The sequence below is a fragment of the Leuconostoc suionicum genome (genome assembly GCF_001891125.1).
GTDB classification, from domain to species: domain Bacteria; phylum Bacillota; class Bacilli; order Lactobacillales; family Lactobacillaceae; genus Leuconostoc; species Leuconostoc suionicum.
Map to the genome: position 1 here is coordinate 481927 of NZ_CP015247.1, position 24660 is coordinate 506586.

The 24660-nt window shown below is 37.2% G+C and carries 24 protein-coding genes and 1 tRNA gene; 23 read left to right on the forward strand and 2 right to left on the reverse strand.

The window, feature by feature from the left end:
* Nucleotides 1–78: 78 nt before the first annotated feature.
* Nucleotides 79–1308 (reverse strand): aminopeptidase, encoded by a 1230-nt coding sequence (locus tag A6B45_RS02590; RefSeq protein ID WP_072613209.1) that lies wholly within the window; start codon nt 1306–1308, stop codon nt 79–81.
* Between the two features lie 144 nt (nt 1309–1452).
* Between A6B45_RS02590 and A6B45_RS02595 the strand changes: the two genes are divergently transcribed.
* The 19 genes from A6B45_RS02595 to A6B45_RS02685 all read left to right on the forward strand — a co-directional run bounded on the left by A6B45_RS02595 (nt 1453) and on the right by A6B45_RS02685 (nt 17751).
* Entirely contained in the window at nt 1453–2190 is a 738-nt protein-coding gene (locus tag A6B45_RS02595) for a GH25 family lysozyme (RefSeq protein ID WP_072613210.1), read from the forward strand.
* Nucleotides 2187–3191 carry a Gfo/Idh/MocA family protein gene (locus A6B45_RS02600; protein ID WP_072613211.1) on the forward strand — a complete coding sequence of 335 codons (1005 nt, stop codon included), beginning with the start codon at nt 2187–2189 and terminating at the stop codon, nt 3189–3191. The genes A6B45_RS02595 and A6B45_RS02600 overlap by 4 nt, the downstream gene beginning before the upstream one ends.
* 1 nt (nt 3192) lies before the next feature.
* Entirely contained in the window at nt 3193–4488 is a 1296-nt protein-coding gene (locus A6B45_RS02605; RefSeq protein ID WP_072613212.1) for a DEAD/DEAH box helicase, read from the forward strand.
* A gap of 190 nt (nt 4489–4678) precedes the next feature.
* A complete protein-coding gene (gene mutM / locus A6B45_RS02610) occupies nt 4679–5512 on the forward strand; it encodes a bifunctional DNA-formamidopyrimidine glycosylase/DNA-(apurinic or apyrimidinic site) lyase (protein WP_072613213.1) in 834 nt (277 codons plus the stop codon).
* 1 nt (nt 5513) lies between these two features.
* The gene (locus A6B45_RS02615; RefSeq protein ID WP_072613214.1) at nt 5514–6248 is read left to right on the forward strand and encodes a DUF975 family protein; all 735 of its coding nucleotides are present in this window, start codon (nt 5514–5516) and stop codon (nt 6246–6248) included.
* Nucleotides 6249–6869 carry a dephospho-CoA kinase gene (gene coaE, locus A6B45_RS02620; RefSeq protein WP_072613215.1) on the forward strand — a complete coding sequence of 207 codons (621 nt, stop codon included), beginning with the start codon at nt 6249–6251 and terminating at the stop codon, nt 6867–6869. It abuts the gene before it with no gap.
* Nucleotides 6856–8145, forward strand: a complete 1290-nt coding sequence (locus A6B45_RS02625) for a DnaD domain protein (RefSeq protein WP_072613216.1) — start codon at nt 6856–6858, stop codon at nt 8143–8145. The genes coaE and A6B45_RS02625 overlap by 14 nt, the downstream gene beginning before the upstream one ends.
* Before the next feature lie 7 nt (nt 8146–8152).
* Nucleotides 8153–9100 (forward strand): primosomal protein DnaI, encoded by a 948-nt coding sequence (gene dnaI, locus A6B45_RS02630; RefSeq protein ID WP_072613217.1) that lies wholly within the window; start codon nt 8153–8155, stop codon nt 9098–9100.
* Nucleotides 9097–10182 (forward strand): YibE/F family protein, encoded by a 1086-nt coding sequence (locus tag A6B45_RS02635; protein ID WP_072613218.1) that lies wholly within the window; start codon nt 9097–9099, stop codon nt 10180–10182. Before dnaI ends, A6B45_RS02635 begins: the two co-directional genes overlap by 4 nt.
* Nucleotides 10182–10958 (forward strand): YibE/F family protein, encoded by a 777-nt coding sequence (locus A6B45_RS02640; RefSeq protein WP_072613219.1) that lies wholly within the window; start codon nt 10182–10184, stop codon nt 10956–10958. The genes A6B45_RS02635 and A6B45_RS02640 overlap by 1 nt, the downstream gene beginning before the upstream one ends.
* A 40-nt stretch (nt 10959–10998) precedes the next feature.
* Nucleotides 10999–11301 (forward strand): hypothetical protein, encoded by a 303-nt coding sequence (locus A6B45_RS02645; protein ID WP_010289461.1) that lies wholly within the window; start codon nt 10999–11001, stop codon nt 11299–11301.
* Between the two features lie 127 nt (nt 11302–11428).
* Nucleotides 11429–11499: transfer RNA gene (locus tag A6B45_RS02650), tRNA-Cys, on the forward strand.
* Between the two features lie 335 nt (nt 11500–11834).
* Complete coding sequence (recG, locus tag A6B45_RS02655; protein ID WP_072613220.1) at nt 11835–13865, forward strand: ATP-dependent DNA helicase RecG; 2031 nt, start codon at nt 11835–11837, stop codon at nt 13863–13865.
* 84 nt (nt 13866–13949) lie between these two features.
* Complete coding sequence (gene plsX, locus A6B45_RS02660) at nt 13950–14996, forward strand: phosphate acyltransferase PlsX (protein ID WP_014324395.1); 1047 nt, start codon at nt 13950–13952, stop codon at nt 14994–14996.
* Between the two features lie 49 nt (nt 14997–15045).
* Nucleotides 15046–15294, forward strand: coding sequence for an acyl carrier protein (gene acpP / locus A6B45_RS02665; protein ID WP_010284595.1), 249 nt, complete (start codon nt 15046–15048; stop codon nt 15292–15294).
* 185 nt (nt 15295–15479) lie between these two features.
* Nucleotides 15480–15932 carry a SprT family protein gene (locus A6B45_RS02670; RefSeq protein WP_072613221.1) on the forward strand — a complete coding sequence of 151 codons (453 nt, stop codon included), beginning with the start codon at nt 15480–15482 and terminating at the stop codon, nt 15930–15932.
* A gap of 44 nt (nt 15933–15976) precedes the next feature.
* Nucleotides 15977–16810, forward strand: a complete 834-nt coding sequence (locus tag A6B45_RS02675; protein WP_072613222.1) for a Cof-type HAD-IIB family hydrolase — start codon at nt 15977–15979, stop codon at nt 16808–16810.
* 67 nt (nt 16811–16877) lie between these two features.
* A complete protein-coding gene (locus tag A6B45_RS02680; RefSeq protein ID WP_237048957.1) occupies nt 16878–17021 on the forward strand; it encodes a hypothetical protein in 144 nt (47 codons plus the stop codon).
* Nucleotides 17014–17751: a CPBP family intramembrane glutamic endopeptidase gene (locus tag A6B45_RS02685; protein ID WP_072613224.1), complete on the forward strand. Its 738-nt coding sequence runs from the start codon at nt 17014–17016 to the stop codon at nt 17749–17751. Before A6B45_RS02680 ends, A6B45_RS02685 begins: the two co-directional genes overlap by 8 nt.
* Nucleotides 17752–17788: 37 nt before the next feature.
* Here A6B45_RS02685 and A6B45_RS02690 read toward each other — a convergent pair whose 3' ends face one another.
* Entirely contained in the window at nt 17789–18886 is a 1098-nt protein-coding gene (locus A6B45_RS02690; RefSeq protein ID WP_072613225.1) for an aminopeptidase P family protein, read from the reverse strand.
* Nucleotides 18887–19087: 201 nt separating this feature from the next.
* On the opposite strand from A6B45_RS02690, the gene ccpA reads away from it, so the two are divergent.
* The 4 genes from ccpA to A6B45_RS02710 all read left to right on the forward strand — a co-directional run bounded on the left by ccpA (nt 19088) and on the right by A6B45_RS02710 (nt 24649).
* On the forward strand, nt 19088–20095 hold the full coding sequence (gene ccpA / locus A6B45_RS02695) for a catabolite control protein A (protein WP_072613226.1): 1008 nt from the start codon (nt 19088–19090) through the stop codon (nt 20093–20095).
* Between the two features lie 108 nt (nt 20096–20203).
* A complete protein-coding gene (locus A6B45_RS02700) occupies nt 20204–22066 on the forward strand; it encodes an acyltransferase family protein (protein ID WP_072613227.1) in 1863 nt (620 codons plus the stop codon).
* 112 nt (nt 22067–22178) lie between these two features.
* The gene (locus tag A6B45_RS02705) at nt 22179–23525 is read left to right on the forward strand and encodes an MFS transporter (protein ID WP_072613228.1); all 1347 of its coding nucleotides are present in this window, start codon (nt 22179–22181) and stop codon (nt 23523–23525) included.
* Nucleotides 23526–23692: 167 nt separating this feature from the next.
* Nucleotides 23693–24649, forward strand: coding sequence for a cation:proton antiporter (locus tag A6B45_RS02710; RefSeq protein ID WP_072613229.1), 957 nt, complete (start codon nt 23693–23695; stop codon nt 24647–24649).
* The last annotated feature ends 11 nt before the right edge of the window (nt 24650–24660 follow it).

Below are 24660 nucleotides of genomic sequence, written 5' to 3' on the forward strand. Positions count from 1 at the left end.
ATCTAATAGATTATTAAACATACGTAAACCTCTAGCCTAGTGTATCACTTATTCAAAGTTTAGGTAGTATGCAGAAATTTATGCCCAATCACCTGAACGGAATACTGGTACAACTTCACCATCTTGAGTGACACCATCAATGTCCATGTCATTTGACCCAATCATAAAGTCAACATGTTCATCTGAAATATTCCATCCGCGCTTCGCTAAATTCTCCGGTTTTTCTGTTTTTCCACCTGAAATATTAGAAGCATAAGCAGCACCTATGGCCAAATGATCGGAAGCATTTTCATCAAAGAGGGTATTGTAGAATAAAATACCACTTTGCGCAATTGGTGATGGGTCAGGTACTAGGGAAACTTCACCTAGTGATTTAGATCCTTCGTCAGTATTGATGATTTTTTCTAATACATCTAATCCGGAAGTAGCTTGTGCTTTGACGATGCGACCATCTTCAAAATCTAGTTCAATATTTTCAATGACATTACCTTGATAAGACAGTGGAAGCGTTGCGGCCACATGACCATGGATATTACGGTTATCTGGTGCTGTAAAGACTTCCTCAGTCGGCATGTTTGGAATGAAGATGTTGCCGGCTTTATCTTGCGAGTAAGCAGCCTCCCAGACATGTCCTTCAGCTAATCCAATTGTGAAAGCCGACTTTTCATTTTTGTAATGTAGTTCTTTGAAATTTTGTTTGTTCAACCAATCTGCTTTGCTTTTGAGTTTGTTGATGTGTGAATCCCAGTTGTCAACTGCATCACTATCATCATCAATACGCACATCTTTGAGAATTTCTTCCCACAAGCGGTTAACTGCATCTTGTCCTTTTAAATCTGGGAATACTTTTTCTGCCCATTCTTGACCAGCTGCTGCCACAACAAGCCATGAGATATCATCTTTCATTGTTGCTTCACGAACACGGAATAACGCTTTTTGATTGGCTTTTGTCAATGTAGCTAATCTTTCTGCATCAACGTCAGCCAAACCATCAGGATCCTGCGAAATTAATGAAATGCGGGAGGCGTATTTGTCCATTAATTCATTTGCTTTAGTTACCTGATAATTTGGTACTTCCTTCAAACGGTCTAGCGACGTATGATTTAGAAATGCTTTGGCGATCGTTTGATCTGACCATTCCATAACTACCTCGTGAGCACCTGCTTTATAAGCTTCGGCAACAATTTTACGAGCAAAATAAGCTTCGTCTACTGCCGCGTAAAGGATTATTGTTTGTCCTAGTTGGACGTTAACCCCTTTTTTTACGATGAGTTCAGCGTACTTGTTGAGTTTTGTTTCTAAAGACATGTTTTCTCTCCGTGTGAGTAAATTTAGTTTGTCTGTCAATTTTCCCATTAATGCACCATGTTGGCAAGTTTTTTGTTATTAATTTATCATTTTCGTAAGGCATGTTAATAGGCGTAAGTATCTATTTTCTTGTATAATAATAGTATGGAAAATGTATTTGCAAGTGCCTCACAATATAAAACTAAAAAATTACTAACATTTACTTCTTGGCTATTGATTCTGTCTGGTATTGTTTGTTCATTTACTGTCTGGGTTTTTGCGAAACCAGTGGTGACACAAACAAATACAATTCCTAGCGGGTTTTCAGTGCAGGGTGTGTCAATTAACCAAACATCTAACTATGTTGATTTCAATAATCTAGTAAGTAATGGTGTAAGCTTTGTTTATATGCGCACGACATCTGGTAGTTCGGTCATGGATAGTGGGTATAAATCGAGCTTTTCCCGCGCTAAATCAGCCCATTTAAAAGTTGGGACCATTCATGTGTATGATGCGAGTGTCACAGCAGCGACACAAGCACAATACTATATCGACAATGTGGGAAACAATATTGGTGAGCTGCCAATTGCAATTTCAGTGACCGCTGATCAGATTAGTACGGCAACATCCAAGCAACGTTTAGCATCGCTAGTCCAAATACTAGCTTCACACTATAATCATGACATGATTATTTATACAACACCAAATGTTCAAAAGATGTTGTCGTCCACAATTTCCAAAACAAAATATTGGTTGATTGAAGACAATACAAAAAATACTGACAGCAAAAACTTATTTATTCAATATGATGAAGATCAAACAATTGGATCAGGGTTGAAGGCAATTAAAATGCCAACGACAGTGTTTAATGGCACGCAAAAACAATTTGAGGTGTACAAATGATTAGATTGGGTATTATTGGTACAAGCTGGATCACGGCAATGTTCATTGATGCAGCAATGAAAACAAACGCGTATGATTTAACAACAGTTTATTCACGTTCACAAGCTAGTGGTGAAAAATTTTTAGCATCATTAGACATTGATACAGATAATGTTGATGTAGTTACTACTTTAAGTGATTTATATCAAAGTATCGATGTGGTTTATATAGCATCACCGAACGCTTTGCATTTTGAACAGGCTAAGGTAGCCATTCAATCCGGCGTTCACGTGATTGTTGAAAAACCTTCGTTTAGTAACCCAACAGAGTTTGAAAAAATAGAATCTCTATTAGCAAAACATCCAGATGTGCGTTTATTTGAGGCTGCTCGCCATGTTCATCAACCAAATTTCAAGGCCATTCAGGAAACAGTCGCAAAGATGGCTCAGTTACAAGGGGCAACGCTAGTTTACCAAAAGTACTCATCCCGTTACGATGCTTACTTAGCTGGTCAGGAACCAAATGTTTTGACAAGAGAGTTCAGTGCTGGTGCGTTATATGATTTGGGCGTCTATCCAATTTACGCAGCCTTGGCTGTTTATGGCACACCTAATGCCGTACAGTATTTACCTAGACTATTACGCAACGGGGCTGATGGTAGTGGTGTAGCCAACCTATTTTACGACAATTTTAATGTAACTGTTATCTTCGGTAAAACTTCAAATTCCTATTTACCAAGCGAGTTTTATGGATTAAAGGATACAATTAGTGTCAGCAACATTGCAGAACTTGAAAAGGTTACTTATTATGATGGTGAAGGAAATAGTAATCATTTAGGAGATGTACCCGAAGAAAATCCTATGATTCGAGAGAGTCAGGATTTTGCAAATATTATTAACGACCCAACTACAAATCACGCTGAATATAGTCAGTGGTTTCAGTTGGCGAAGCAAGTGAACCAGACATTGTTTGACTTGCGTCAGTCTGCAGGCATTGAGTTTCCTGCAGATATAAAGGAATAAAATGAAACCTGAACTTTTAGAAAAATTTAACGCCTCCTTTGATACACCAACGCCTATACAAAGTGCTGTTTGGCAACGTTTGACGGATGGCGATTCAATATTTGGTTTAGCACCAACTGGAACTGGTAAGACATTAGCTTTTGTATTACCAGTTTTATCTCGTATTGACACGAACTTGAAACGTACACAAGTATTGATTCTAGCGCCCAGTCAAGAATTGGCCATGCAAACAACACAGGTCGCTCGAGAATGGGGAAATGTTGTTGGTGCAAGTGTAGCTAGTTTAATTGGTGGTGCAAATGGCCGTCGACAAGCTGATAAAATTAAGAAAGACAAGCCGCACATTATTGTTGGCACTTTGGGCCGTGTGCTGACGATGGTAGAGGGTGGCGTACTAAAATTAGATCATATTGCGACCGTTATTTTTGATGAGGCTGATGCAATGTTAACTGAGGAACGTCATGACAGTTTACAGGAGCTAGCAGATAAGTTACCTTCACATATTCAATTAGGGTTGTTTTCAGCTACTTCTGGTGTGGATTTAAACTATGTCAGCGACACGTTTGAACAAAAAGTGCATCCGATTTCTGTAGGAACAGATGCGCCGATATCTATTAAGCATGAATTCCAGTATGTGGATCAACGTGCAAAAGAAAAAGTCTTAATACAATTAGCTCGAAATAATCAACAGGCTCTGGTATTCTTTAATACAATCAGTGCTTTAGTGAATATGCAGGCTACCTTGCGACACGCTCATGTGAGTGTTATGAGTATCGGTAGTAATGACAAGCGCCAAGTGCAACGTGCAGACGCTTTGCGTTTATTCAAAAAAGGTGAAGTAACTTTATTGTTAGTAACTGATGTTGCGGCGCGAGGATTAGATATTGAAGATCTGCCATTGGTAGTGAACGCACAGTTGCCACAACGTAAGAAAACCTACGTCCACAGGACAGGGCGAACAGGACGCATGGGAAAAACAGGTCGTGTATTGAATCTTGGTAACGATCATGACATTCGTGACCTGAAAAGAGAATTAGGAGATAGCTTTAATCTAGACAAAGCAGAAAACTTGTTTGAAAAAAGTATAAAATTCCAAGAAAAGGCTGTCACAAAAGATACAAATACAGATAATGTTTCATCTGCCTCTAAAGCCAAAAAGTTTTCAAGTGCCGCTCCTTTGATAACAAAAAAAGAAGTTATAGTTGAGCCTACTACAAAAGTTAAAAAGAAGAAACGTGCAAAAAGTTCCAAAGATAAGGGAAAACCAAAGTGGGCCAAGAACGGTAAAACGAAGTGATTGAGCTAGCTTGATACTTGGTTATTCACGTGACAATATGATATAAAGTTAAAAGCGCACACAATATTTGGTTGGGTGCGCTTTAGTGCTTGTGTGTTAAAATGATGTAATATAGAAATAGTGTAATGCAAATTTATAAAATTAAGTTATAAAACAATTAGTCTTGTTTTACAAGACAGCAGGAGGGAAGATGCCAGAACTACCAGAAGTTGAAACGGTCAGACGTGGGCTTGAAAAACTGATTATTGGCAGCAAAATTATTGATGTACAGTTACCTTATCCAAAAGTTATTACTGGTGATGGGCAGCAGTTCATCACTGGTGTCATGAATACAGAATTCAAACAGATTGATCGTCGTGGCAAGTATTTATTACTACGTTTAGCGAATAATCATACGATTGTATCGCACCTACGAATGGAAGGGCAATATTCAGTTGAGTCTCTCGAGACAGTCCCTTATAAACACACAGATATTGTCTTTGAATTATCTGATAAGCGAGCTTTGTTTTACAATGACACGAGACGTTTTGGGCGCATGGCGTTGACCACAACTGGTTTTGAAAACACAGAAGTACCTTCGTTATCCAAATTAGGACCAGAACCTACAGAGGAGCAGCTGACTTTATCATATATGAAGGTCATTTTTTCAAAGTCTAGGAGACCTGTTAAAACATTTTTATTGGATCAAACACAAATAGCTGGTATTGGCAATATTTATGCTGATGAGGTTCTGTGGCAAAGCAAAATTCATCCCAAAACGCCGGCCAATGCACTAGATGAAGTTCAACTGGGTGTTCTTAGAGCAAACATCATTTCAGAAATTAAACGAGCAATTAAGCATCACGGTACAACAGTACATAGTTTTAGTAATGTTTTTGGTGAGGTGGGCAAGTTTCAAAATGAATTACAGGCTTATGGGCATGCTGGCGAACCATGTTTACGTTGTAATACACCAATGGTTAAAATAAAAGTTGGTCAACGTGGCACGACTTTTTGCCCATTTTGTCAAGTGGAGAAGAATTAATATGAATCAGGAACCAATAAGTATTATTGACGTCAAACGTGATGCCAAAAAATTGATAAAGGGCCGACTAGGAACAGCTATCAAAATTAATATTATCGCGATTATTGTGACAGTGGTGACCTTATCAATGATGACTTTCACAGTGTATGCGATGATCAAAGACACTAGTCTAATGTCTAACACTGATGTTTCTTCAACAACAACATCTCTGGATCTGAATCCAAGCGAAGTGATTGTTTCAGTATTGCAAGATGCGGCTGGGCTAACATTTATGTGGTCTGTTTCTTGGACAATTATTGATTGGTTTAATAAGCCTGAAAAGAATCCAAGATTCATTCAGACTTTTCAAATATTTAATAATGGTAAATTTCCGCAAAGTTTGTTATTAGCCGTCGTGCAGTCCATGCTGACTTTCCTTTGGACGATGCTGTTTACAATTCCTGGATTGATTAAGCATTATTCCTATGCTCAAACGTATTTTAGTTATAAACTAGATTTGGATGCTGGAAAACAAGCCAATGCATTGACAGATTATATTACACGTAGTCGAAAAATAATGAATGGTCGTAAGTGGGAATTATTTTTATTAGACTTGAGTTTTATTGGTTGGCATTTATTAGGAATATTGACAGCTGGTTTGGCTTACATTTATGTTATTCCTTATCTGAATGCCACTAAGGTCGCTTATTCACGTCGTTTATTTAAGCTAAATAATGAAGCAAACGAGGAACAGTAAATGTTGACAATTGGTTTAACAGGTGGAATTGCTACAGGAAAATCAACAGTTAGCGCTTTGTTGCGTCAAGCAGGTTTTCCAATTGTTGATGCAGATATAGTGGCTCGTGAAGTTGTTGAGCCAGGAACACCAACGCTTGAAAAAATTAAATTAGCGTTTGGTCCGGGGATAATTGACAATGGTGTATTGAATCGGCGTAAGCTTGGTCAAATTGTCTTTGAAGATGGTGCCCAATTAAAAAAATTAAATGATATTATGCAACCAGCCATTAGCAGTGCTATGGCAGATAAAATTAATTTTTGGCGTTTACAAAATGTGCCAATATTAGTCCTGGATGTGCCATTGTTATTTGAACGAGATTATGATAAAAATAAGTCAGTAGATAAAATAATTGTTGTTGCTGCTAGTGAAGAAATGCAATTGTCTCGTTTGGAAAATCGTGATCAACTCAGTAATATGGAGGCACGTAATCGTGTAAAGGCACAGCTACCAATGTCGCAAAAGATTGCGAGAGCTGATTACGTTATAGACAATAATGGTCGTATTGAAGAGCTGCAGGAGCAAGTTGCGGTTTTAATCAAAAAAATAAAGGAGATCGCGTCAACGCATGATGCAAAATGATGGCACAATTGAGTTTCACGCTAAGGCTGGTGTTTTTGTGCAATCAAATACACCAATCACATTGACTGATTTAGATCGTGCCTTTGATTTATACACGCCGTTTATCGGTGCAACGGGATATGCATTGTACCATATGTTGGTGAGGGAATTACCCTACAATACACGACTAGATGCACGTGAAGACCATAATTTTATTTTAGATAGTCTGAATGTCAGTTTACCCGATTTTGTTAAGGTTCGTCGCCGTTTAGAAGCAGTTGGTCTATTGACGACACTCTATACGGAAGATGCTTTGGGAGAAATTTATACATATCAATTATTTGCTCCGCTTGACGTTGACAGTTTTTTCAAAGAAAAATTATTGGCCGGATTATTGTTTAAATATGTTGGGGAGGAGCGTTATTTAACACTCCAGAAACGATATGCTACACAAGGTCAACCAAATGTAAAGGGTGATAATATATCTGCAAAGTTTTTACAGGTTTTCAAGCACGATACAGGTACCTCATTACCAACATTTGAAGCAAAAGCAAGTCATGGCAAAATTGAAATAGAAGATAACTTTAATTTTGAAAACTTTTCCGGCTTAGTGAGAGGCACAACAATAGAAAAGTTGGCGCAACATCGTGATTTCTTAGTATCGATGCACGTGATTTACGGTGTTGATGAGGTGACGCTGGCTGGTTATACCTCCCAGGCAATCTCATTAGATACTCATGATGTTGACGAAAAGATTTTGCAGCAAGTTATGCGTCAGAATCGTACAACTGTCGTTGCAGAGCCGGAGGTCTCACAGCCAGTACAACAAAACCGCTCCAGAGAAATGTTACAATTAGTTCAAGATGCAAAAACATTAGCACCTAATGCCTTTATTGAAGATGTTAAGTTTAAAAAAGGTGGCGGATTTGTGACACGAAATGAATATTATTTCATCAGTAAAATGATCAAAGATGTGCGCCTCAAAGCAGAGGTTGTCAATATGTTGGTTTGGTACGAGTTGGGTAAACGAAATCGTGATACCGTCAATGTTGATACAGCGGAAACAATTGCTAATTCATGGTTAAAAATGCATGTGAATTCGGCTGAAGCAGCACTAGATGCAATTGAAAAATATCAGCCTAGTCGTCCTACAAAGCGAAACTATACCAAAAAAGTGACGCGTGTTGAACCCCAAATGCCTTCTGATACTCCCAAAAGTAAGCCAGCAACTTCTGTGGATGAAGTAGCGGAAGCCTTAGCTGAACTTAAAAAGTTGAATATTAAGACTAAGAATTGAGATTAATATGCAGAATTTATCTGAAGTACTCAAGCAATTTCAGCAACAATATGCTAATAAAGCTAATTTATCGGATATTATTGAATCCATTGGAAAGGATCAAGATATACGTACTTTTTGGAATGAGCATCAAGATGAATTAAACTCAGATGCTTTTCAACTTAAAATGGGTGATCTGTATGAGTACATTCAACAAAAGAGAAAAATTGAAACTGGGGAAAAAGTGCTCTATCCAGGATATTATCCACAGTTAACGATTGAAAAAGGTTATCCATTAGTTCATTATGTTGCTGATGAGAAGACACGCAAACAATTAATGCAACGCGAAAAGCTGACTTTGTACAAGATGCCAAAATCTGTTCGTTCAGCAGATTGGAGTACTATCGGCGAGGAGATCGTTGATCATGCTCAAGAGGAGCAGGGTAAAACGGAAGCATTTGTTTCGCTTAATAAAATTCTAAAAAGCTTAACTAGTACGGTCCAAAACAACTTTATTCAAGGTATTTATTTATACGGTGATTTCGGCGTAGGTAAAACATATATGATGGGGGCCCTTGCTAACGCATTGGCCGCTAATAATATAGGTGTTATGTTGTTACATTTTCCTTCATTTATTAGTGATTTGAAAGCAACATTTGATCATAAAAATGAATCTTTGGATGAATTATTAAGTAAGGCAAAAAGCGTTTCTGTGTTAATTCTTGACGATGTTGGCGCAGATACGTTGACAGCGTGGAGCCGAGATTCGATTCTTGGTATCATTTTGGAATACCGTATGCAAAATGAGTTAACAACATTTTTTACCTCTAATTTTGATGCGAATGGGTTTGAACAATATCTGTCGCAAACTAGGGAAGGTAATGAACCTATTAAAGCTGCTAGACTCATGCAAAGAGTGAAGTTCTTAGCTAAGCCGGTCCAAATGACAGGAAAAAATAAACGGTTAGAAAATTGATATTCCTAAAAAAGACAAAAAATTATTGGTTTGTGGCCATTGCCGTAGTTGCTACTTGGTTTCTATTGAGATCTGATTCATTTTTGTATCAAGAACCAGTAGGACAGGTTACACATGTTAAAATTCAGTCCAAACAAAAGACGACAGATGAGCATAATAATACAGATAATATTTATCATCAACAATTAACGGTTAAACTGTTAAACAGAAACAAAATCATTAAGTTGACCAATCAATACACCGATTCACAAACTGTGACACATAAGTACAAAGTTGGAGACCAACTATTATTAACAGGGCATACGGGATATTTTCGCATTATATCTCTTAAACGTGATGCAGTCATCGGATCTTTAGTTGTTTTACTATTAGGGCTGTTATTGATTTATGGGAAATGGCGTGCGACGTCATGGCTAACCCTCAGTCTTGTCGCCAATGTGATCCTTTTTGCGATTGCATTATATATAAATGTTCATCTTAAAAATCCGAATGTCATTTTGATATTTAGCATTTTAGCTATTGTTGTAGCCGCAATGAGTTTGGTACTGGTATTGGGCAGAACCCTCCAAATGGTGGTTACACTTTTGGCAACTCTTTTATCAACGGTCCTTACAATGTTCATTATGTTTGTTGCTCTTAAAGTTACTGGTAATGAAGGTGTTCATTTCGAAACGATGTCGTACGTAACGCAAGTGCCAGTGACTTTGTTTATCGCCCAAACAATTATTGGTGTTCTAGGAGCGGTTATGGATGAAGCTGCAGATATTGTTGCTGCGTTATTTGGTCTGCGTCGTGAAAAAATTGATCGTCACTTCAAGGACTATTGGCACGCGGGAATGAATGTTGGGCGCGATATTATGGGCACACTAATTAATGTACTATTCATGATTTTCATTGCGGAAACAATGCCGATGGTTTTTTTGATGCTACGAAATGGCAATAATTGGCCCTATATACTTGACCAAATTATGAACCTGGGTATTTTACGGACAGTTATTTCTGGAATCGGCATTGTATTGGCTGTGCCTGTCACTAGTGCTTTGGTTGGGTGGATTGCTGAACGATACAAGGTGGTGGACTAATGAATGCGATTGGATTATTAATAATCATTTTATTTATTTTAATGGTGTTTGTTGGCGGTGTCCAAGGATTAAAAGCGTTTGTAGGCTTGGTGTTGAACTTTATCGTTATTTTCATTTTGATGATTTTAGTTAATTGGCAATTTAATGCATACATTGTTACGGCTTTAATGAGTGTCATTATTCTGGCTCTTGCAATTTATTTAGGTGCAGAAAATCAATTTGTGACTAACACAGCTTTTAAGACAAGCTTGATAGTTGTGTCAATTTTGATGGTAGTTGCGATTTTGGTTCAGTATTTAGGTCAATTTCAAGGATTTGCAACCGAAAATTCAGAAGAACTGGAAGGCTTATCGTTGAATGTAGGTCTGCCTTTTGCAAAAATCGCTGTAATTGTAATGGTTATATCCATTTTAGGGGCTGTTGCTGAAGCTGCAATGGCTATTGTAGCTGATTTGAATGAGGTCATAGAGCGTACACCAAATTTGAGCAAAAAAAGTCTATATGCGCATGCACATATTATTGGTGGGCAAATACTAGGTACAGCTATTAATACACTTTTCTTTGGGGTTTTAGGTGCCAATCTACCGCTTTTAATCTGGTTCATTCGCTTACGGTATTCAATCGCGATGTTTTTTAATGCAAAGTTATTAATGATGGAAGTTGTTACAATGTTGCTAGGCATGCTAGGAATTTTGATGAGTATCTGGGTAGCTAGTCGATTAGTGGTATATGAATATAAAAAAACACAAAGCAAAAATACGAGAAAAGGAGCATGAAGCCTACTTCTAAGACTTCATTATTAAAAATTAATTCACTATGAAAGAAACTTTTGATTTAATTGAACGAATCACACGTAATGACGGTAGTTCTTATTTTGAACTAGGGAACATCCCTCATAATGGTCGTGCTGAATATGCTGCTGAACACGGGTTTATTCAAAGTGTTCAGATTTTGAAAGTGAACATACCACGCTCAACTCACGTAGAAAAAGTGGAAGAGTATATTAATTCACACTATAAACTACTTCCTTTAGAATATGATGGTTGGGAAGAATGGGTTAAGACACCTGAAATTGAAGAGGAGTTACAAAGAATACTTTTGGATAATCGTTTGGGCTAATTAAAAAATGTGTTTAAAGATTGATTAGTGACAATGTACATGAAAAGTAACCAAAATGTTGTAATTTTGATCAATTTTATATATAATTAAAAGCGTTGCTATTTGATGTGACAACGCAAATAAGTTTGGTAGTGTAGCCAAGTGGTAAGGCAACGGTCTGCAAAACCGTGATCGCCGGTTCGACTCCGGTTACTACCTTCTAAATATGATAAACGCTGTAAAATTTTATGGATGCTGGTTTAATTGAACAAGCTGACAATATAAATTTAGCAGTGTTTTTTATATAAAATATTTATGATTTAAGAATTCGCTTGCAAGCGAATAAAAGGCTATTTGTTGAAAAAATAGATAGCATGAAAACTTTTGCTGATGTCTTTCAACAATTGAATTGATGTTAGCGTTTGACAAGCAAAGACTGGCAGACACTGCTAACTATTTTTTTTTAATGGCGTCGGAAAATGATGTAGATGACCTTGCTCTTCTGTTGATGTTGCAACGTTATCGGTACTTTTTTATATGTTATAATATTCAAGATGATAACCCTAAATGACAATGTGAATATTTTGCCAGGTGTAGGTCCTAAGCGCCTAGATGCGTTACATGAAATTGGTATTTTTACCATTGAGGATTTAATTAATTATTTTCCATTTCGTTATGAAGACTTAGGAGAACGGCTACCCTCTGAAACAATGGATGGCGAAAAGGCTACTTTTAAGGGAATTGTGAGTACACCGGCTGTTGTGACTCGTTTTGGCAAACGATCTCAAACACGTTTTGGACTAATGATAGAGCATGAAAATGTACGTGTATCATTCTTTAATCAGCCATGGATTGCTCAAAATGTCGAGGTCGGTCAAGAGGTTGCTGTTTATGGTACCTATGATGCTGCTAAAGCGTCTTTGACAGGAATGAAAGTGATTTACAAGGTTTCCAATGAACTAGATCCAATTTATCCTTCGTCAAAACAAATAAGCGCTAAAACAATACGTCATTTGATAGAAATTGCCTGGGCTGATGTACGTGGTACAGTTGGTTCGTTAGTTCCAGAAAAAATTCGGCAAAAATACCGTTTACTGGACAGGAATACGCAAATTGAAGATATGCATTTTCCAGCTGACATGGAGCACGCCAAATTAGCACGCCGAAGTATAGCTTTTGAAGAATTTTTTATATTTCAAATGAGATTGCAGTTGCTCAAATTAGCTGATAAGAACTTTTCCGGTGAAGGTATTAATTATGATAGTAAAGCATTAAACAAATTTGAAGCTGGTTTACCTTTCACATTGACGGAAGCACAACAAAAAGTTGTCTCTGAAATTTTGCAAGATCAAAAACGTCCAGTTCACATGAATCGCTTACTACAAGGTGATGTAGGTTCTGGTAAAACAGTTGTTGCAGCAATTGCATTATATGCTGCCGTCACAGCAGGAATGCAAGCTGCATTGATGGCTCCGACTGAAATTTTGGCACAGCAACATGCCATTAATTTAGCTTCGATGTTTGAAAAAGCAGGCGTTGACATTCGTATTGAATTACTGACCAGTGGCATGAAAACTGCAGCTCGCCGTCAACTATTAGAAGATTTAGCTGACGGAACAATAGATATCTTGATTGGTACACATGCGTTGTTACAACCAGATGTAATGTTTCATCATCTAGGTTTAGCAGTAATTGACGAGCAACATCGATTTGGTGTCAATCAACGTGCAAAATTACGTGAAAATGGTGTGAATCCTGATATACTAGCAATGACGGCCACGCCGATTCCTCGTACCTTATCCATAACTGCTTATGGAGAAATGGATGTATCAATAATTGATCAACTACCTAATGGCCGTAAACAAATTCAGACACGAAAGATTAGTCATAATCAAATTGACTCGGCAATTAATTTTCTTAAACAGCAACTTTCAGAGGGCGCGCAAGCATATGTTGTGACGCCTTTGATTGAAGAGTCAGAAGCATTAGATGCGCAGAATGCGCAAGCAATGTATGAAGCATTACAACTTGAACTGCCAAATGACACAATTGGTTTACTTCATGGTCGGCTCTCGAACGACGAAAAAAAAGCTTTGATGGCTGACTTTAAAAGAAACAAAATCCAGGTTTTAGTTGCTACTACAGTCATTGAAGTGGGTGTTGATGTACCCAATGCTAGTATCATGTTAATTATGGATGCAGATCGATTTGGATTGGCACAATTACACCAATTGCGTGGTCGAGTTGGTCGTGGTACGAGACAATCGTACACGATTTTAGTCGCAGATCCAAAGACCGATTATGGTCGTGCTAGGCTTGATGCAATGGTCGAAACAACAGATGGTTTCATTCTAGCCCAAAAAGACTTGGAACTACGCGGTTCTGGCGATATATTAGGAACCAAACAGTCTGGTGTACCAGAATTTGCAGTTGGGGATCCGATTAAAGACTTGAAAATGATGGAAGTTGCTCAGCAAGAAGCAATTAGTCTGGTTAGTACTGATGGTTGGGATAAATCCTCTGAGAATCAGGTACTGGTGGATTACTTATCAAGAACAATGGCGCATTATCGGCATTTAGATTAGATTAAGCAGTTTTGGCGCAAGAATAGAGATAAAAATGGAAAGGAACGTGTTCAGTTAATATTAAGTTGAACACATTTAAAAAACATGAAAATCGCAATAGATGCAATGGGTGGCGATTACGCACCGATGGAAATAGTCAAGGGCGTAGAAATCGCTCGTGATCGTTATCAAGATATTGAATTTTTACTTTTTGGAACAAGTGAACAGGTTAAACCATTGGTAAAGGATTGGTCACATATTACCCTAATTCCCACAACTGAAGTTATTGAGATGGGCGATGAGCCGGTTAAAGCAATGCGACGTAAAAAAGACTCATCAATGGTTCGTGCCGCAAATGCTGTTAAAGCTGGCGAAGCTGATGCTTTATTTAGTGCTGGAAATACAGGGGCCCTATTATCAAGTGCTATTTTCTTAATTGGTCGTATCAAAGGCGTAGACCGTCCAGCTTTGGCCACCGCTTTACCAAGCTTTGCTGGTGAAAATGATCAATTTGTATTTATGGACTTAGGTGCAAATGCTGAAAGCAAAGCCTCACATTTATATCAATACGGAATATTAGGAAGCTTTTATGCTTCTCATGTTTTAGGAATTAATGATGCACGAGTGCGTTTATTGAACAATGGCGCAGAAGAGGATAAAGGGGATGAGGTTCATAAAATAGCGCATCAGCTGATGAAAAACTCACAATCTTTTAATTTTTTGGGTAATGTTGAAGCACGTGAATTATTAGAAGGGACTGCAGACGTAGTGGTAGCTGATGGCTTTTCGGGTAATGCAGCATTGAAAGCAACGGAAGGCACTGCATTGATGATGTTGAAGCAAATTAAGCAGGCTATTATGCAAACAGGGCTTCGTGGTAAGATGGGAGGTCTCTTGTTAAAGCCAGCTTTCAAAGATATTCAAAAGAAGTTGGACTATAATGAAGCTGGTGGTGCAGTAATCTTAGGTGTTAATGCGCCTGTCGTTAAAACGCATGGTTCTGCCAAAGCTAATGCAGTTGCTAATACAATGGGACAGATTAAAAAAATGATTGAAAAAAATCTAGTGCCAGATATTCGAACATACATTGCGGACCATAAGGATGAGTTGCAAGCTGCTAAGAATGAATTGCAATCACAAATTAGTGAATAAGTTATGGTATAATAGTTTTTTAGATTAAAGATTCTGGGAGTAATTACTGATGGCAATGGAAAAAGAAGCAATTTATAATATGATGGCGGATGAAATTGCAGAACGATTTAATGTGAAAAGAGACACCATTACGCCGGATTTGAATTTTTTGACAGATATCGATGCGGATTCTATCGACTTTGTTGAGCTAGTATTAGAAGTAGAAGATATGTTTAATGTTGAAATTTCTGATGATGATGCTGAAAACTTGGTTACGTTGCAACAGACAGTCGACTACATTGTTGAACACCAAAATTAAATGTTTAAATACTTTGTATCATTCATTGGACTGACAAACATTTACAATATAGATACGCTTTAATGATTACGGACATTGTTCTGAATCATTTATATATTTTTGTTAAAGAAGTCCTCACAAATTGTTATTTGTTTGGGGACTTTTTGTATGATTGGCCAAAATATTAATTGAAACGATGTGTTAAAATGACAGATAACGAATTACAAAATCTTGTTGAGAAAATATCACTTGATAATTTTGATCGACCATTTCAACACCATGCAACATTCAATTATCATCTACGAACAACAGGTGGCCGCTATCTTTTGAAAACACATGATTTAGAATTCAATCCTAAAATGGCTACATTAGAAGACTTTAACAAAATTATCAAGCATGAATTGGTACACTATCATCTACATTTAAGTCATCAAGGGTATCAACATAAGGATAGCGATTTCAAACAATTATTAGTACGTGTGGGCGGCATGCGATATGCACCTGATATTGGTGGCAGACAGTCATCTAATTATCAGTGGTTATATCGTTGTGAAAATGGGCATAATATTATTCGGAAACGCCGATTTCAAACTGAACGCTATCGATGTGGTCGATGTCAAGCACGGATAAAATTTATTGGTAAGTTATCTAATAAATAAACTGCTTTGTTATAATGAATGTACAAACATAATTGGAGATTATAATGATAAAATTGATTCTTTCAGATTTAGATGAAACATTACTCGATGATGACGGTACGATTAATTCTCAAAACATCACTGCTGTTCAAAAATTTGTGAAAAATGGCGGTTATTTTGTTCCTAATACTGGGCGTTCTTATAAGTCTGTTTTTGGTACATTAAAGGATCTAGGCTTAAACAAGCAAAGCAAACAGTACGTGGTTTCATACAACGGTGGTGCAATTGTGGAAATCCATGAAGATGGTGGCGAAAAAATTATTGTCCAACACGGCATGGATTTAGAATTAGCTAAGAAAATTTTCTCTCTTGGCCAGATTCAAGCGGACATTGATACACACATCTACACGATAGATACACTATTCATTTATAATATTTCGGAAAATGATGAACAATACATGAAAGAACGTAGTGTGCCATATCAAGAAATGGCCGACGATAATTTAGATTTTCTTTCGAATGAAAAAACGATAATGAAAGTTATTTTTGAACATCGTGATCCAAATGTATTGCAAAAAATTTCTGACACAGTTAATGCTCAACTTTCTGATAAGGTATTGACAACATTCAGCTCCAATCGCTATGTTGAGTTCAATCCTAAGGGGAGTGACAAAGGTTCGGCCGGATTAGAATTAGCTGACATGCTGGGAATACCACGAAACGAGGTTGCTGCGTTGGGTGATAATTTGAATGATGCAGCTCAAATCAAAGCGGCAGGCGTAGGTGTTGCCGTGGCAAATGCTAAACCAGAAATCAAAGAGATGGCTGACTTGGTATTGTCAAAAACAAATAATGAAGGTGCTGTTGCGGAATTCATTAATGAACATATAGGAAAATAAATTGGGTAACTTAATTGCAAGAGTAGTAATATCAATAATCAGTTTCGTACTTTTTTTCTGGATATTTATGTTAAGTAATCATCAGCATTGGCCTTTATGGATAACGATAGTACTCGTTGTTTTCTTATTCATTGCTTTTAATATGAGCTTTGTTTGGTTATATTGGCAGAAGAAAAAAGTAACATTAGATGATGAGGATGATGATGCTTGAAACAACAAATGAAGTGAGACCGAAATCTCTAATACTTAGAATAATTAATGTTGCTTTTGTTCTAGTTTTAGTAGTGGTTGCGCCGGTACCATTACTTTTTGCTACAAAAACAGATAGTATATTTTTACAAATATTATGTGCCGCAACAATGTTCCTTTTTTATATAGGCATCGGATTCTATGCCTATAGATTACTAAGAAAAAATGTATCAGGTCCAGTTTTTACCAAACCAAATATTCGAAACTGGCGAGGTCTCTGGTGGCTAGTAGGTATGTGGTTTGTTATGATAGCCATCGAGATGATACTAGCTCAATTACGGCTTCAACTAACAGGGGTTACCACAACCGAAAATCAAGAGGCTATTAATGAGCTAACTTCAAATCTCAATGTGACAATGGTTGCCATGGTAATCTATGGTACATTTTTGGCACCTGTAGTTGAAGAATTAGTTTTTCGTGGGCTTATTTTAAATTATTTTTTCCGCAAAAGTTGGTGGTGGGCAAATATTATTTTGTCTGGGGTAGTTTTTGCGTTGCCACACATGGATACGATTCCCACGAATCTCGCCGATACCTTAAGTTATGTGATATACGCTAGCATGGGGATGGTGCTCGCCTATATTTACAAGAAAACTGGTGATCTGAAAAATAGTATTGCCGTTCATATGTTGAATAATGGTATAACAATGATACCATTGCTAGTTGTAGCGATTATGAATGCTATACAATAAAAGACCAATGACTTGAGTCATTGGTCTTTTATTTATTTCAGAATTGTAGTAGTGCTTTGGATGTGTGAGTATAAGGAATGAAACCTTCTTTACTCATATAACCACTATCTTCAATACGGACACCGGCAACACCGGGAACGTAGATACCAGGTTCAATAGAAAATACCATGCCTTCTTTAAGAATCAAGTCATTTCCCGCCATGATTGAAGGAAACTCATGTACTGATGAGCCTAAGCCATGTCCGAGTCGATGATTAAAATATTGACCATAGCCAGCTTTTGTAATGATATTTCGTGCGATGGCATCCAGTTCGCTGGCTGTCATACCAATTTTAGCTTGCGATTGGGCCGTGAGTTGTGCTTCGAGTGTAATAGCATGTATCTTCTTGGCTTCGTCGCTCACGTTTCCAAAAGCTACTGTCCTTGTGGCATCTGAAGCATATCCTTCAGTCATCGTCCCTAAATCAAACAACGCCATTTCACCAGTATTGAGTGTATTTGTTGATGTTGAACCATGTGGATCAGCGGCGTGGGCCCCGAATTGAACTAGCGTTTCAAAACTCATACTAGATACGCCTGCTTTTTTAAGTTCATATTCTAATTCAGCGGCAACAGCTAACTCTGATATACCACTCTTTAGTGCGTTAAAGCCAATTTCAAAGGCGTGATCAGCATCACGACCAGCGGCCTTCATATGTGCTATTTCGTCTGGTGTTTTGATTAGGCGAAGTTGATTAATTTGATCTGTAATGTCAATTGAAAACTGTCCATCAGGAAAGGCAGTTTGCAGTAAGTTAAGACGTGCAACTGTTAGATCATCGGCCTCAATGGCAAATTTTTTACCGTTGGTTAATGTTCTAATATGGTCAGCCAATTTTAACCAAGGATTTTCATGGTCTTCGTAGCCAAAAGCAGCATAGCGCCAGCCACTTTCTTTCATACTGTTTACTTCCAGTGCTGGTCCAAACAAAAAAGGTTCACTATTTTCCAGTAGAACGAGCGCTAAAACACGTTCTATTGGATCAGATTCAAAACCACTTAAATAGGCAACACTGTGGAAATTTGTAATGATAGCGCCTGACAACTCTTGTTTGGTCAGCCAGCTAGTTAATGCGCTGATTTTTTCTGCATTCATGACACTAACTCCTGTGAAATTTTATATAAACACATTGTATCACTTTCATCATGATGAATCTTTTCTTGTAACAAAGTGAAACAATGGTGAAAACACTTATAATTAATGTTGTAAGCGTTTGCAATTTTATTCTGATTTGATATAATAGTGTAGATAACTTCTAAAAAAAATAATAATAAATGTATTAAAGAGGAATAAATTATGCAAAAAAAGCAAACGGCTACAATTTATGATGTTGCTAGTCGAGTTGGTGTATCACTAGCAACAGTATCGCGAGTTGTAAATGGCAACAGTAATGTTCGTGAATCTACGAAACGTAAGGTATTGGATGCGATTGAAGAATTAGGTTACCATCCAAATGCTGTAGCACGTGGGCTGGCTTCAAAAAAGACGACTACCATTGGTGTGGTGATGCCAGACGTAACAGACATGTACTATTCAGAGCTGGCACGAGGCATTGATGATGTTGCTAATATGTATCATTATGATGTTTTGCTAACAAATACAGATGAAGATCCTGTACGTGAAACAATGGCCATTAATAACCTTGCTAGCAAGCAAGTTGATGGCATTATTTTTATGGGTAATGAATTGGATCGTGAAGTTTTAAAGACAATCTCCTCTGTTGATGCACCAGTTGTTTTAGCTGGTTCTATTGATGCTGAAAAGGTTTTGCCAAGTGTTAATATTGACTATATTGCAGCTACTAAAGAAGCGGTCGAAATGGTAGTCAAAAATGGACATGAACGTGTGGCGTTAGTTACCGGACCAATGGAATATGCAATTAACAAGCAACATCGCTTAGTTGGCTACCAAGCAGGTCTGGAAGCTGCCGGACAAGAGTTTGACGAGGATTTGTTATTTGCTTCTCATCAGGACTATTCTGCTGGCTATCAAATTGCTGATAAAATTTTTGCCACTAATGCAACAGCAGCTATTGTTCATGATGATGAAGTTGCATTAGGAATCATGAATTTTATGCGCGATCAAGGGAAGTCAGTTCCTGAAGACTTTGAAATCATCACATCAAATGATACAAAATTTGCAATTGTGACACGCCCAGCGCTAACGTCAATCGGTCAGCCTAAGTACGATATTGGTGCAGTCGCAATGCGTATGTTAACTAAATTGATGAATAATGAAGTGGTTGATAACATGCAAGTTACGTTACCACATACATTTGAAAAACGAAGAACAACAATTAACTAAGACATAATATTGAAACATTTGACATGCTACGTTAATAAAAGTAAAATTAGAGAAATGATGTAGATTTCGTGTATTTGAGATTATTGAGGGAACATAGCGGTCAAAATTATGGAAAGTCCAAAAAGACGTTATATCAAGGGATTTGATGGCTTACGTGCTTTAGCTGTCATTGGTGTTATTTTATTTCACTTAATGCCCACAAAATTTGTCGGTGGCTGGTTTGGTGTGCCGCTTTTTTTTGTGATTTCAGGATATTTAATTACTGATCAATTGATACAAGAGTTTGATCGTAATTACAAGATTGCAATTTTTAAGTTTTATAAACGTAGATTAAAGCGTTTGTATCCGGCTTTAGTAGCCATGTTGTTGATAGTGACTGCGGTGATTTTGCTTTTTGATCGTCAGTTAATCTACAATTTACGTCCTACTGTTGAAACTAATTTATTGTATGTCTTTAACTTTTGGGCAATTGGCCATGGACCGTCCTATTTTCAACAATTTGGTGGTGCTTCGCCTTTCACACATTTATGGTCACTTTCGATAGAGGGACAATTTTATTTTATTTGGCCCTTAGTTGTTTGGGCTGTTTTACGATTGGGTTTGAAGCGAGTAAATATTGCTAGAGTACTAATTCTGCTTTCATTAATTAGCGCGATATTAATGGCTGTTTTGTATGATCCTGCTGCGATTAATCGAGTGTATTATGGAACGGATACGCGACTATTTGCTATTCTATTGGGCACAGCCCTAGCATTTGTTTGGCCCTCGATTAAGCTTTCTAATCATGTTAGTAGTAATTTGCAACACTATCTTAATATTGCGGGGCTCTGTTCCTTTTTACTTTGGGGATTGGGAACATTATGGTTGAATGGACAACATCCTGCAACTTATTATGGATTAATGTATTTGTTAACTATAGCAAGTACTGTTTTGGTTGCTGTAACAGCTCATCCGGCTTCCTGGCATGCTAAAATATTAGACAACAAACTTTTAAACTATTTAGGGGAACGCTCCTATAGTATCTACTTATATCAATTACCAGTTTTTGTGTTTTATGAAAAATTTGTCCCGCATTATCAACCAAATGTTTTGAACATATTGATTGAAATTGCGCTTGTTTTGCTGCTAAGTGAATTGAGCTACCGTTATGTTGAAAATTTGTTCCGTCATGGAGCAAAACTACGCCAATTTGGTCATTGGTTGGTGCAGTCACGTAATCGATTTTTCTTAATTTTAACGCCTGCACTGATTTTTTTGCTTTTCATCGGTCATGGATTAGCAAATCAAGATGCTGGGCATCCGCAACCACAGACTGAATTACAAAAGGAATTGTCCAAAAATAAATTGGCAGTGGAGAAGAGTAATCAAATCGCTAAAAAATCGGCTAAACACTCCTCTAAGCAATCAAGCAGTAAAAACATGTCGGAAGCTGATAAAAAAGTAATTACAACATATGATTTAAATGCGGCACAGTACATGAGCTTCAAGAATATGTCATTTACAGCTATTGGTGATTCGGTTATGTTAGATTCGGCACCATATCTCCAAGAAGTTAATCCCAAGATAGTGGTCGATGCAAAGGTGGGGCGCCAAGCCTACGAAGCGCCGGATTTAGTGAAAAAAATGGCTCGCAACGATGAATTGGCACCGAACATCTTGGTAGGTTTAGGAACAAATGGTGAGATTAGAAGACAAGATTTGGATCGCATGATGAAAACCTTTGGTACAAAGCGGCAGGTTTATTGGATTAATAATTTAGTACAGAGCAAACCTTGGCAGAAAGATAACAATGACATGTTGGCGGAAGCTAATAACGATTATAAAAATTTACATATCATTGACTGGTATGGTTTGGCAAAAAAACATTCGGATTGGTTCGCTGATGATGGTGTCCACCAAGGGCCTCTTGGCGCACGAAATTATGTCAGGTTGATTGTTGAAAAAACAGGTGATGTGAACAAAATCAAGTAAGAATTAACGCATGCAACGTTTTAACATAATATCATGATAAATTATTCGTCAAAAGTTGAATTTTATGCTTATTTATATTAGAATGAATATAAATAAGTGTTTGAGGGGGATTATGTTTAAAAATATCAGAAAACTAACACCATTTTCACTTGCGTTATTATCGATTGCATTTATCATGTCGATTAGTCAATCTACTATGACAACGGCTTATCCGATTTTGATGAAAAGTTTTAATGTTAATGCAAGCACGGTTCAGTGGTTAACAACAGGTTTTATGGTTGCAATGACATTAGTCATGCCGCTAAGTCCTTGGCTTTTGGATAATGTGTCCTTACGTAAATTGCTCAATGGTATTGTAGCCCTCTTTTTATTAGGAACTTTTTTGGCTATGGTTACATCTAATTTTACCGGTATTATTATTGGTCGGTTGCTAGAAGGTTTAGCAGTGGGTGCTTTATTTCCGACATTTCAAAGTGTAATCATGGAAAATACTGATAAAAATCAACGAGGTGTAGCTATGGGCGTAGTTGGTTTAGTTATGGGTTCAGCATTAGCTGTTGGTCCAATTATTTCCGGCTTGGTCCTGCAATGGATCTCTTGGCGTGCTTTATTTATGTTGTTTTTTGTCATATTGCTAATTTTGATTATTGTTTTGCAAAATAAAATAGAAAACACGCACACTATGAAACCATCTGAATTCGATTGGTTTTCGGCTATAACCTTGCTTGGATTTGGCGGTATTTTGTATGACATTTCAATCATTCCAACATCCGAAATTAACTTCTTGTGGTGGCTCATTTTAATAATTAGTGTTAGTTTATTAGTCATATTTATTGTTCGTCAAGTAAAGTTACCTCAACCGTTTTTAGATTTAGCGGTGCTCAAGTATAGAGGCTATGTTCCAGCTATGCTTTTAACGGGATTATCGTATTCAGGACTAATTATTGCAACGGTTCTGATGCCGTTGTTTTATCAAAAAGTTTTTCATTTTAGCCCATTGTGGTCAGGACTATTTATGGTACCGGCGGCAATCTTTCTAAGTCAATTGAATCCAAGATCAGGGGCGATGCTCAACAGAATTGGGTTAAAAAAATTAGTTTATATTGGTATGTCAATGATGCTTGTAGGGTATGCAATTTTGGGTACTTTAGGGTCAGCTTCATGGATAGCGTGTTTGATAGCAGCTATGTTACTTGAAGGTGGCAATGCTTTCATTATGATGCCCGCAATTACTGCAGCAAATAACGCACTACCCAAAAATTTAGTTAGTCATGGTACTGCGATTATTACTACGATGCGTCAAGTCATTGGAGCAGGTAGTGTTGTTGTTGCTTCTATTCTAATCACCGCAATTAATGTCAATTCATCATTTGTACATGCGTTGTTAATGACAAGTCGCTGGTTTATCTTTGTGCCACTCATTGGATTACTATTGACAATCAGAATCAAGTCAAATTGACCATTCGGTTGAGAAAGTGTGGTGTCGACTTGATTGCGTTCCACGGTAAAGCATGTTAGTATTGGATATAATAATTATTAACGGTTGGGCGAAAGCTTCAAGAAGTTAACTAGTCGGGGAGCTAGTTAATTTTTTGAAGCTTTTTTTGTTTAGGAGAAATAAACGATATGATGAATGTTTTATTATTAATCACAGTAACTCTATTTTTCGGGAAAGTGGCTGTGAAATTGGGTCTTTCAGAGGTCATAGGTCAGTTACTTGCTGGCATTGTCGTGGGCATGAGCTTTTTAAACATCGTTCATAGCACAAACTTAGTTCATGTGCTGTCTGAAATTGGTATTTTTATATTGATGCTAAGCTCTGGATTAGCATCAGATATGAAAACAATGAAAAAATATATCAAAGCATCATCATTGATAGCAATCATGGGTGTTGCTATTCCGGTGATTGCATTTCCAGCCGCGTTTATTTTAATGGGATATAGTGTATCAGTTTCTTTGTTTTCGGGTATCGTTTTTTCTGCCACATCAATATCAATTACATTAGCTGTTTTAGCTGAGCAAAAAAAATTAACATCAGTAGTTGGCGCAATAATATTGTCAGCTGCCATAATTGACGATGTCATTTCATTGCTAGCCGTTACTTTATTTTCCGTATTTATTGGTAATGGTGGTTTCAATATAAGTAGTCTGTTGCCATTAATTGCTTTTGTTATCGGCATTTTTCTTAGGAAAACAGCGATTGCGGATCAAATATTCGAAAATACAAATTGGGTTGGACAGTGGATTTTTTATCCTATTTTCTTTGGATCAATAGGCTTGAATGTTTCGATAGGACAATTGAACAATAAAATTTTAGCCATTGTTTTATTTATTTTGCTAGCGATTATCACAAAATTTGGTGGTTCATGGATTGGAGCTAAAATGTCTGGCTTGAACAATACAGCTTCAAAAGCTATTGGCGCGGGTATGGTATCGAGAGGGGAAATGGCGTTAGTCATTACACAGATAGGTTTATCATCCCAAGTAATTAGCGCTGCAGTTTCAGGGGAGCTTATCTTGGTGATCATTTTTTCTACGCTCATTGCGCCAATTTTAATGAAACCATTATTTGCTAACATATAAAAAGCTTATTT

Bases quoted from the DNA above. Each gene is read 5' to 3' on its own strand.
- A6B45_RS02590 (WP_072613209.1), bottom strand. From the start codon at position 1,308: ATGTCTTTAGAAACAAAACTCAACAAGTACGCTGAACTCATCGTAAAA.
- A6B45_RS02595 (WP_072613210.1), top strand. From the start codon at position 1,453: ATGGAAAATGTATTTGCAAGTGCCTCACAATATAAAACTAAAAAATTA.
- A6B45_RS02600 (WP_072613211.1), top strand. From the start codon at position 2,187: ATGATTAGATTGGGTATTATTGGTACAAGCTGGATCACGGCAATGTTC.
- A6B45_RS02605 (WP_072613212.1), top strand. From the start codon at position 3,193: ATGAAACCTGAACTTTTAGAAAAATTTAACGCCTCCTTTGATACACCA.
- mutM (WP_072613213.1), top strand. From the start codon at position 4,679: ATGCCAGAACTACCAGAAGTTGAAACGGTCAGACGTGGGCTTGAAAAA.
- A6B45_RS02615 (WP_072613214.1), top strand. From the start codon at position 5,514: ATGAATCAGGAACCAATAAGTATTATTGACGTCAAACGTGATGCCAAA.
- coaE (WP_072613215.1), top strand. From the start codon at position 6,249: ATGTTGACAATTGGTTTAACAGGTGGAATTGCTACAGGAAAATCAACA.
- A6B45_RS02625 (WP_072613216.1), top strand. From the start codon at position 6,856: ATGATGCAAAATGATGGCACAATTGAGTTTCACGCTAAGGCTGGTGTT.
- dnaI (WP_072613217.1), top strand. From the start codon at position 8,153: ATGCAGAATTTATCTGAAGTACTCAAGCAATTTCAGCAACAATATGCT.
- A6B45_RS02640 (WP_072613219.1), top strand. From the start codon at position 10,182: ATGAATGCGATTGGATTATTAATAATCATTTTATTTATTTTAATGGTG.
- A6B45_RS02645 (WP_010289461.1), top strand. From the start codon at position 10,999: ATGAAAGAAACTTTTGATTTAATTGAACGAATCACACGTAATGACGGT.
- recG (WP_072613220.1), top strand. From the start codon at position 11,835: ATGATAACCCTAAATGACAATGTGAATATTTTGCCAGGTGTAGGTCCT.
- plsX (WP_014324395.1), top strand. From the start codon at position 13,950: ATGAAAATCGCAATAGATGCAATGGGTGGCGATTACGCACCGATGGAA.
- acpP (WP_010284595.1), top strand. From the start codon at position 15,046: ATGGCAATGGAAAAAGAAGCAATTTATAATATGATGGCGGATGAAATT.
- A6B45_RS02670 (WP_072613221.1), top strand. From the start codon at position 15,480: ATGACAGATAACGAATTACAAAATCTTGTTGAGAAAATATCACTTGAT.
- A6B45_RS02675 (WP_072613222.1), top strand. From the start codon at position 15,977: ATGATAAAATTGATTCTTTCAGATTTAGATGAAACATTACTCGATGAT.
- A6B45_RS02680 (WP_237048957.1), top strand. From the start codon at position 16,878: ATGTTAAGTAATCATCAGCATTGGCCTTTATGGATAACGATAGTACTC.
- A6B45_RS02685 (WP_072613224.1), top strand. From the start codon at position 17,014: ATGCTTGAAACAACAAATGAAGTGAGACCGAAATCTCTAATACTTAGA.
- A6B45_RS02690 (WP_072613225.1), bottom strand. From the start codon at position 18,886: ATGAATGCAGAAAAAATCAGCGCATTAACTAGCTGGCTGACCAAACAA.
- ccpA (WP_072613226.1), top strand. From the start codon at position 19,088: ATGCAAAAAAAGCAAACGGCTACAATTTATGATGTTGCTAGTCGAGTT.
- A6B45_RS02700 (WP_072613227.1), top strand. From the start codon at position 20,204: ATGGAAAGTCCAAAAAGACGTTATATCAAGGGATTTGATGGCTTACGT.
- A6B45_RS02705 (WP_072613228.1), top strand. From the start codon at position 22,179: ATGTTTAAAAATATCAGAAAACTAACACCATTTTCACTTGCGTTATTA.
- A6B45_RS02710 (WP_072613229.1), top strand. From the start codon at position 23,693: ATGATGAATGTTTTATTATTAATCACAGTAACTCTATTTTTCGGGAAA.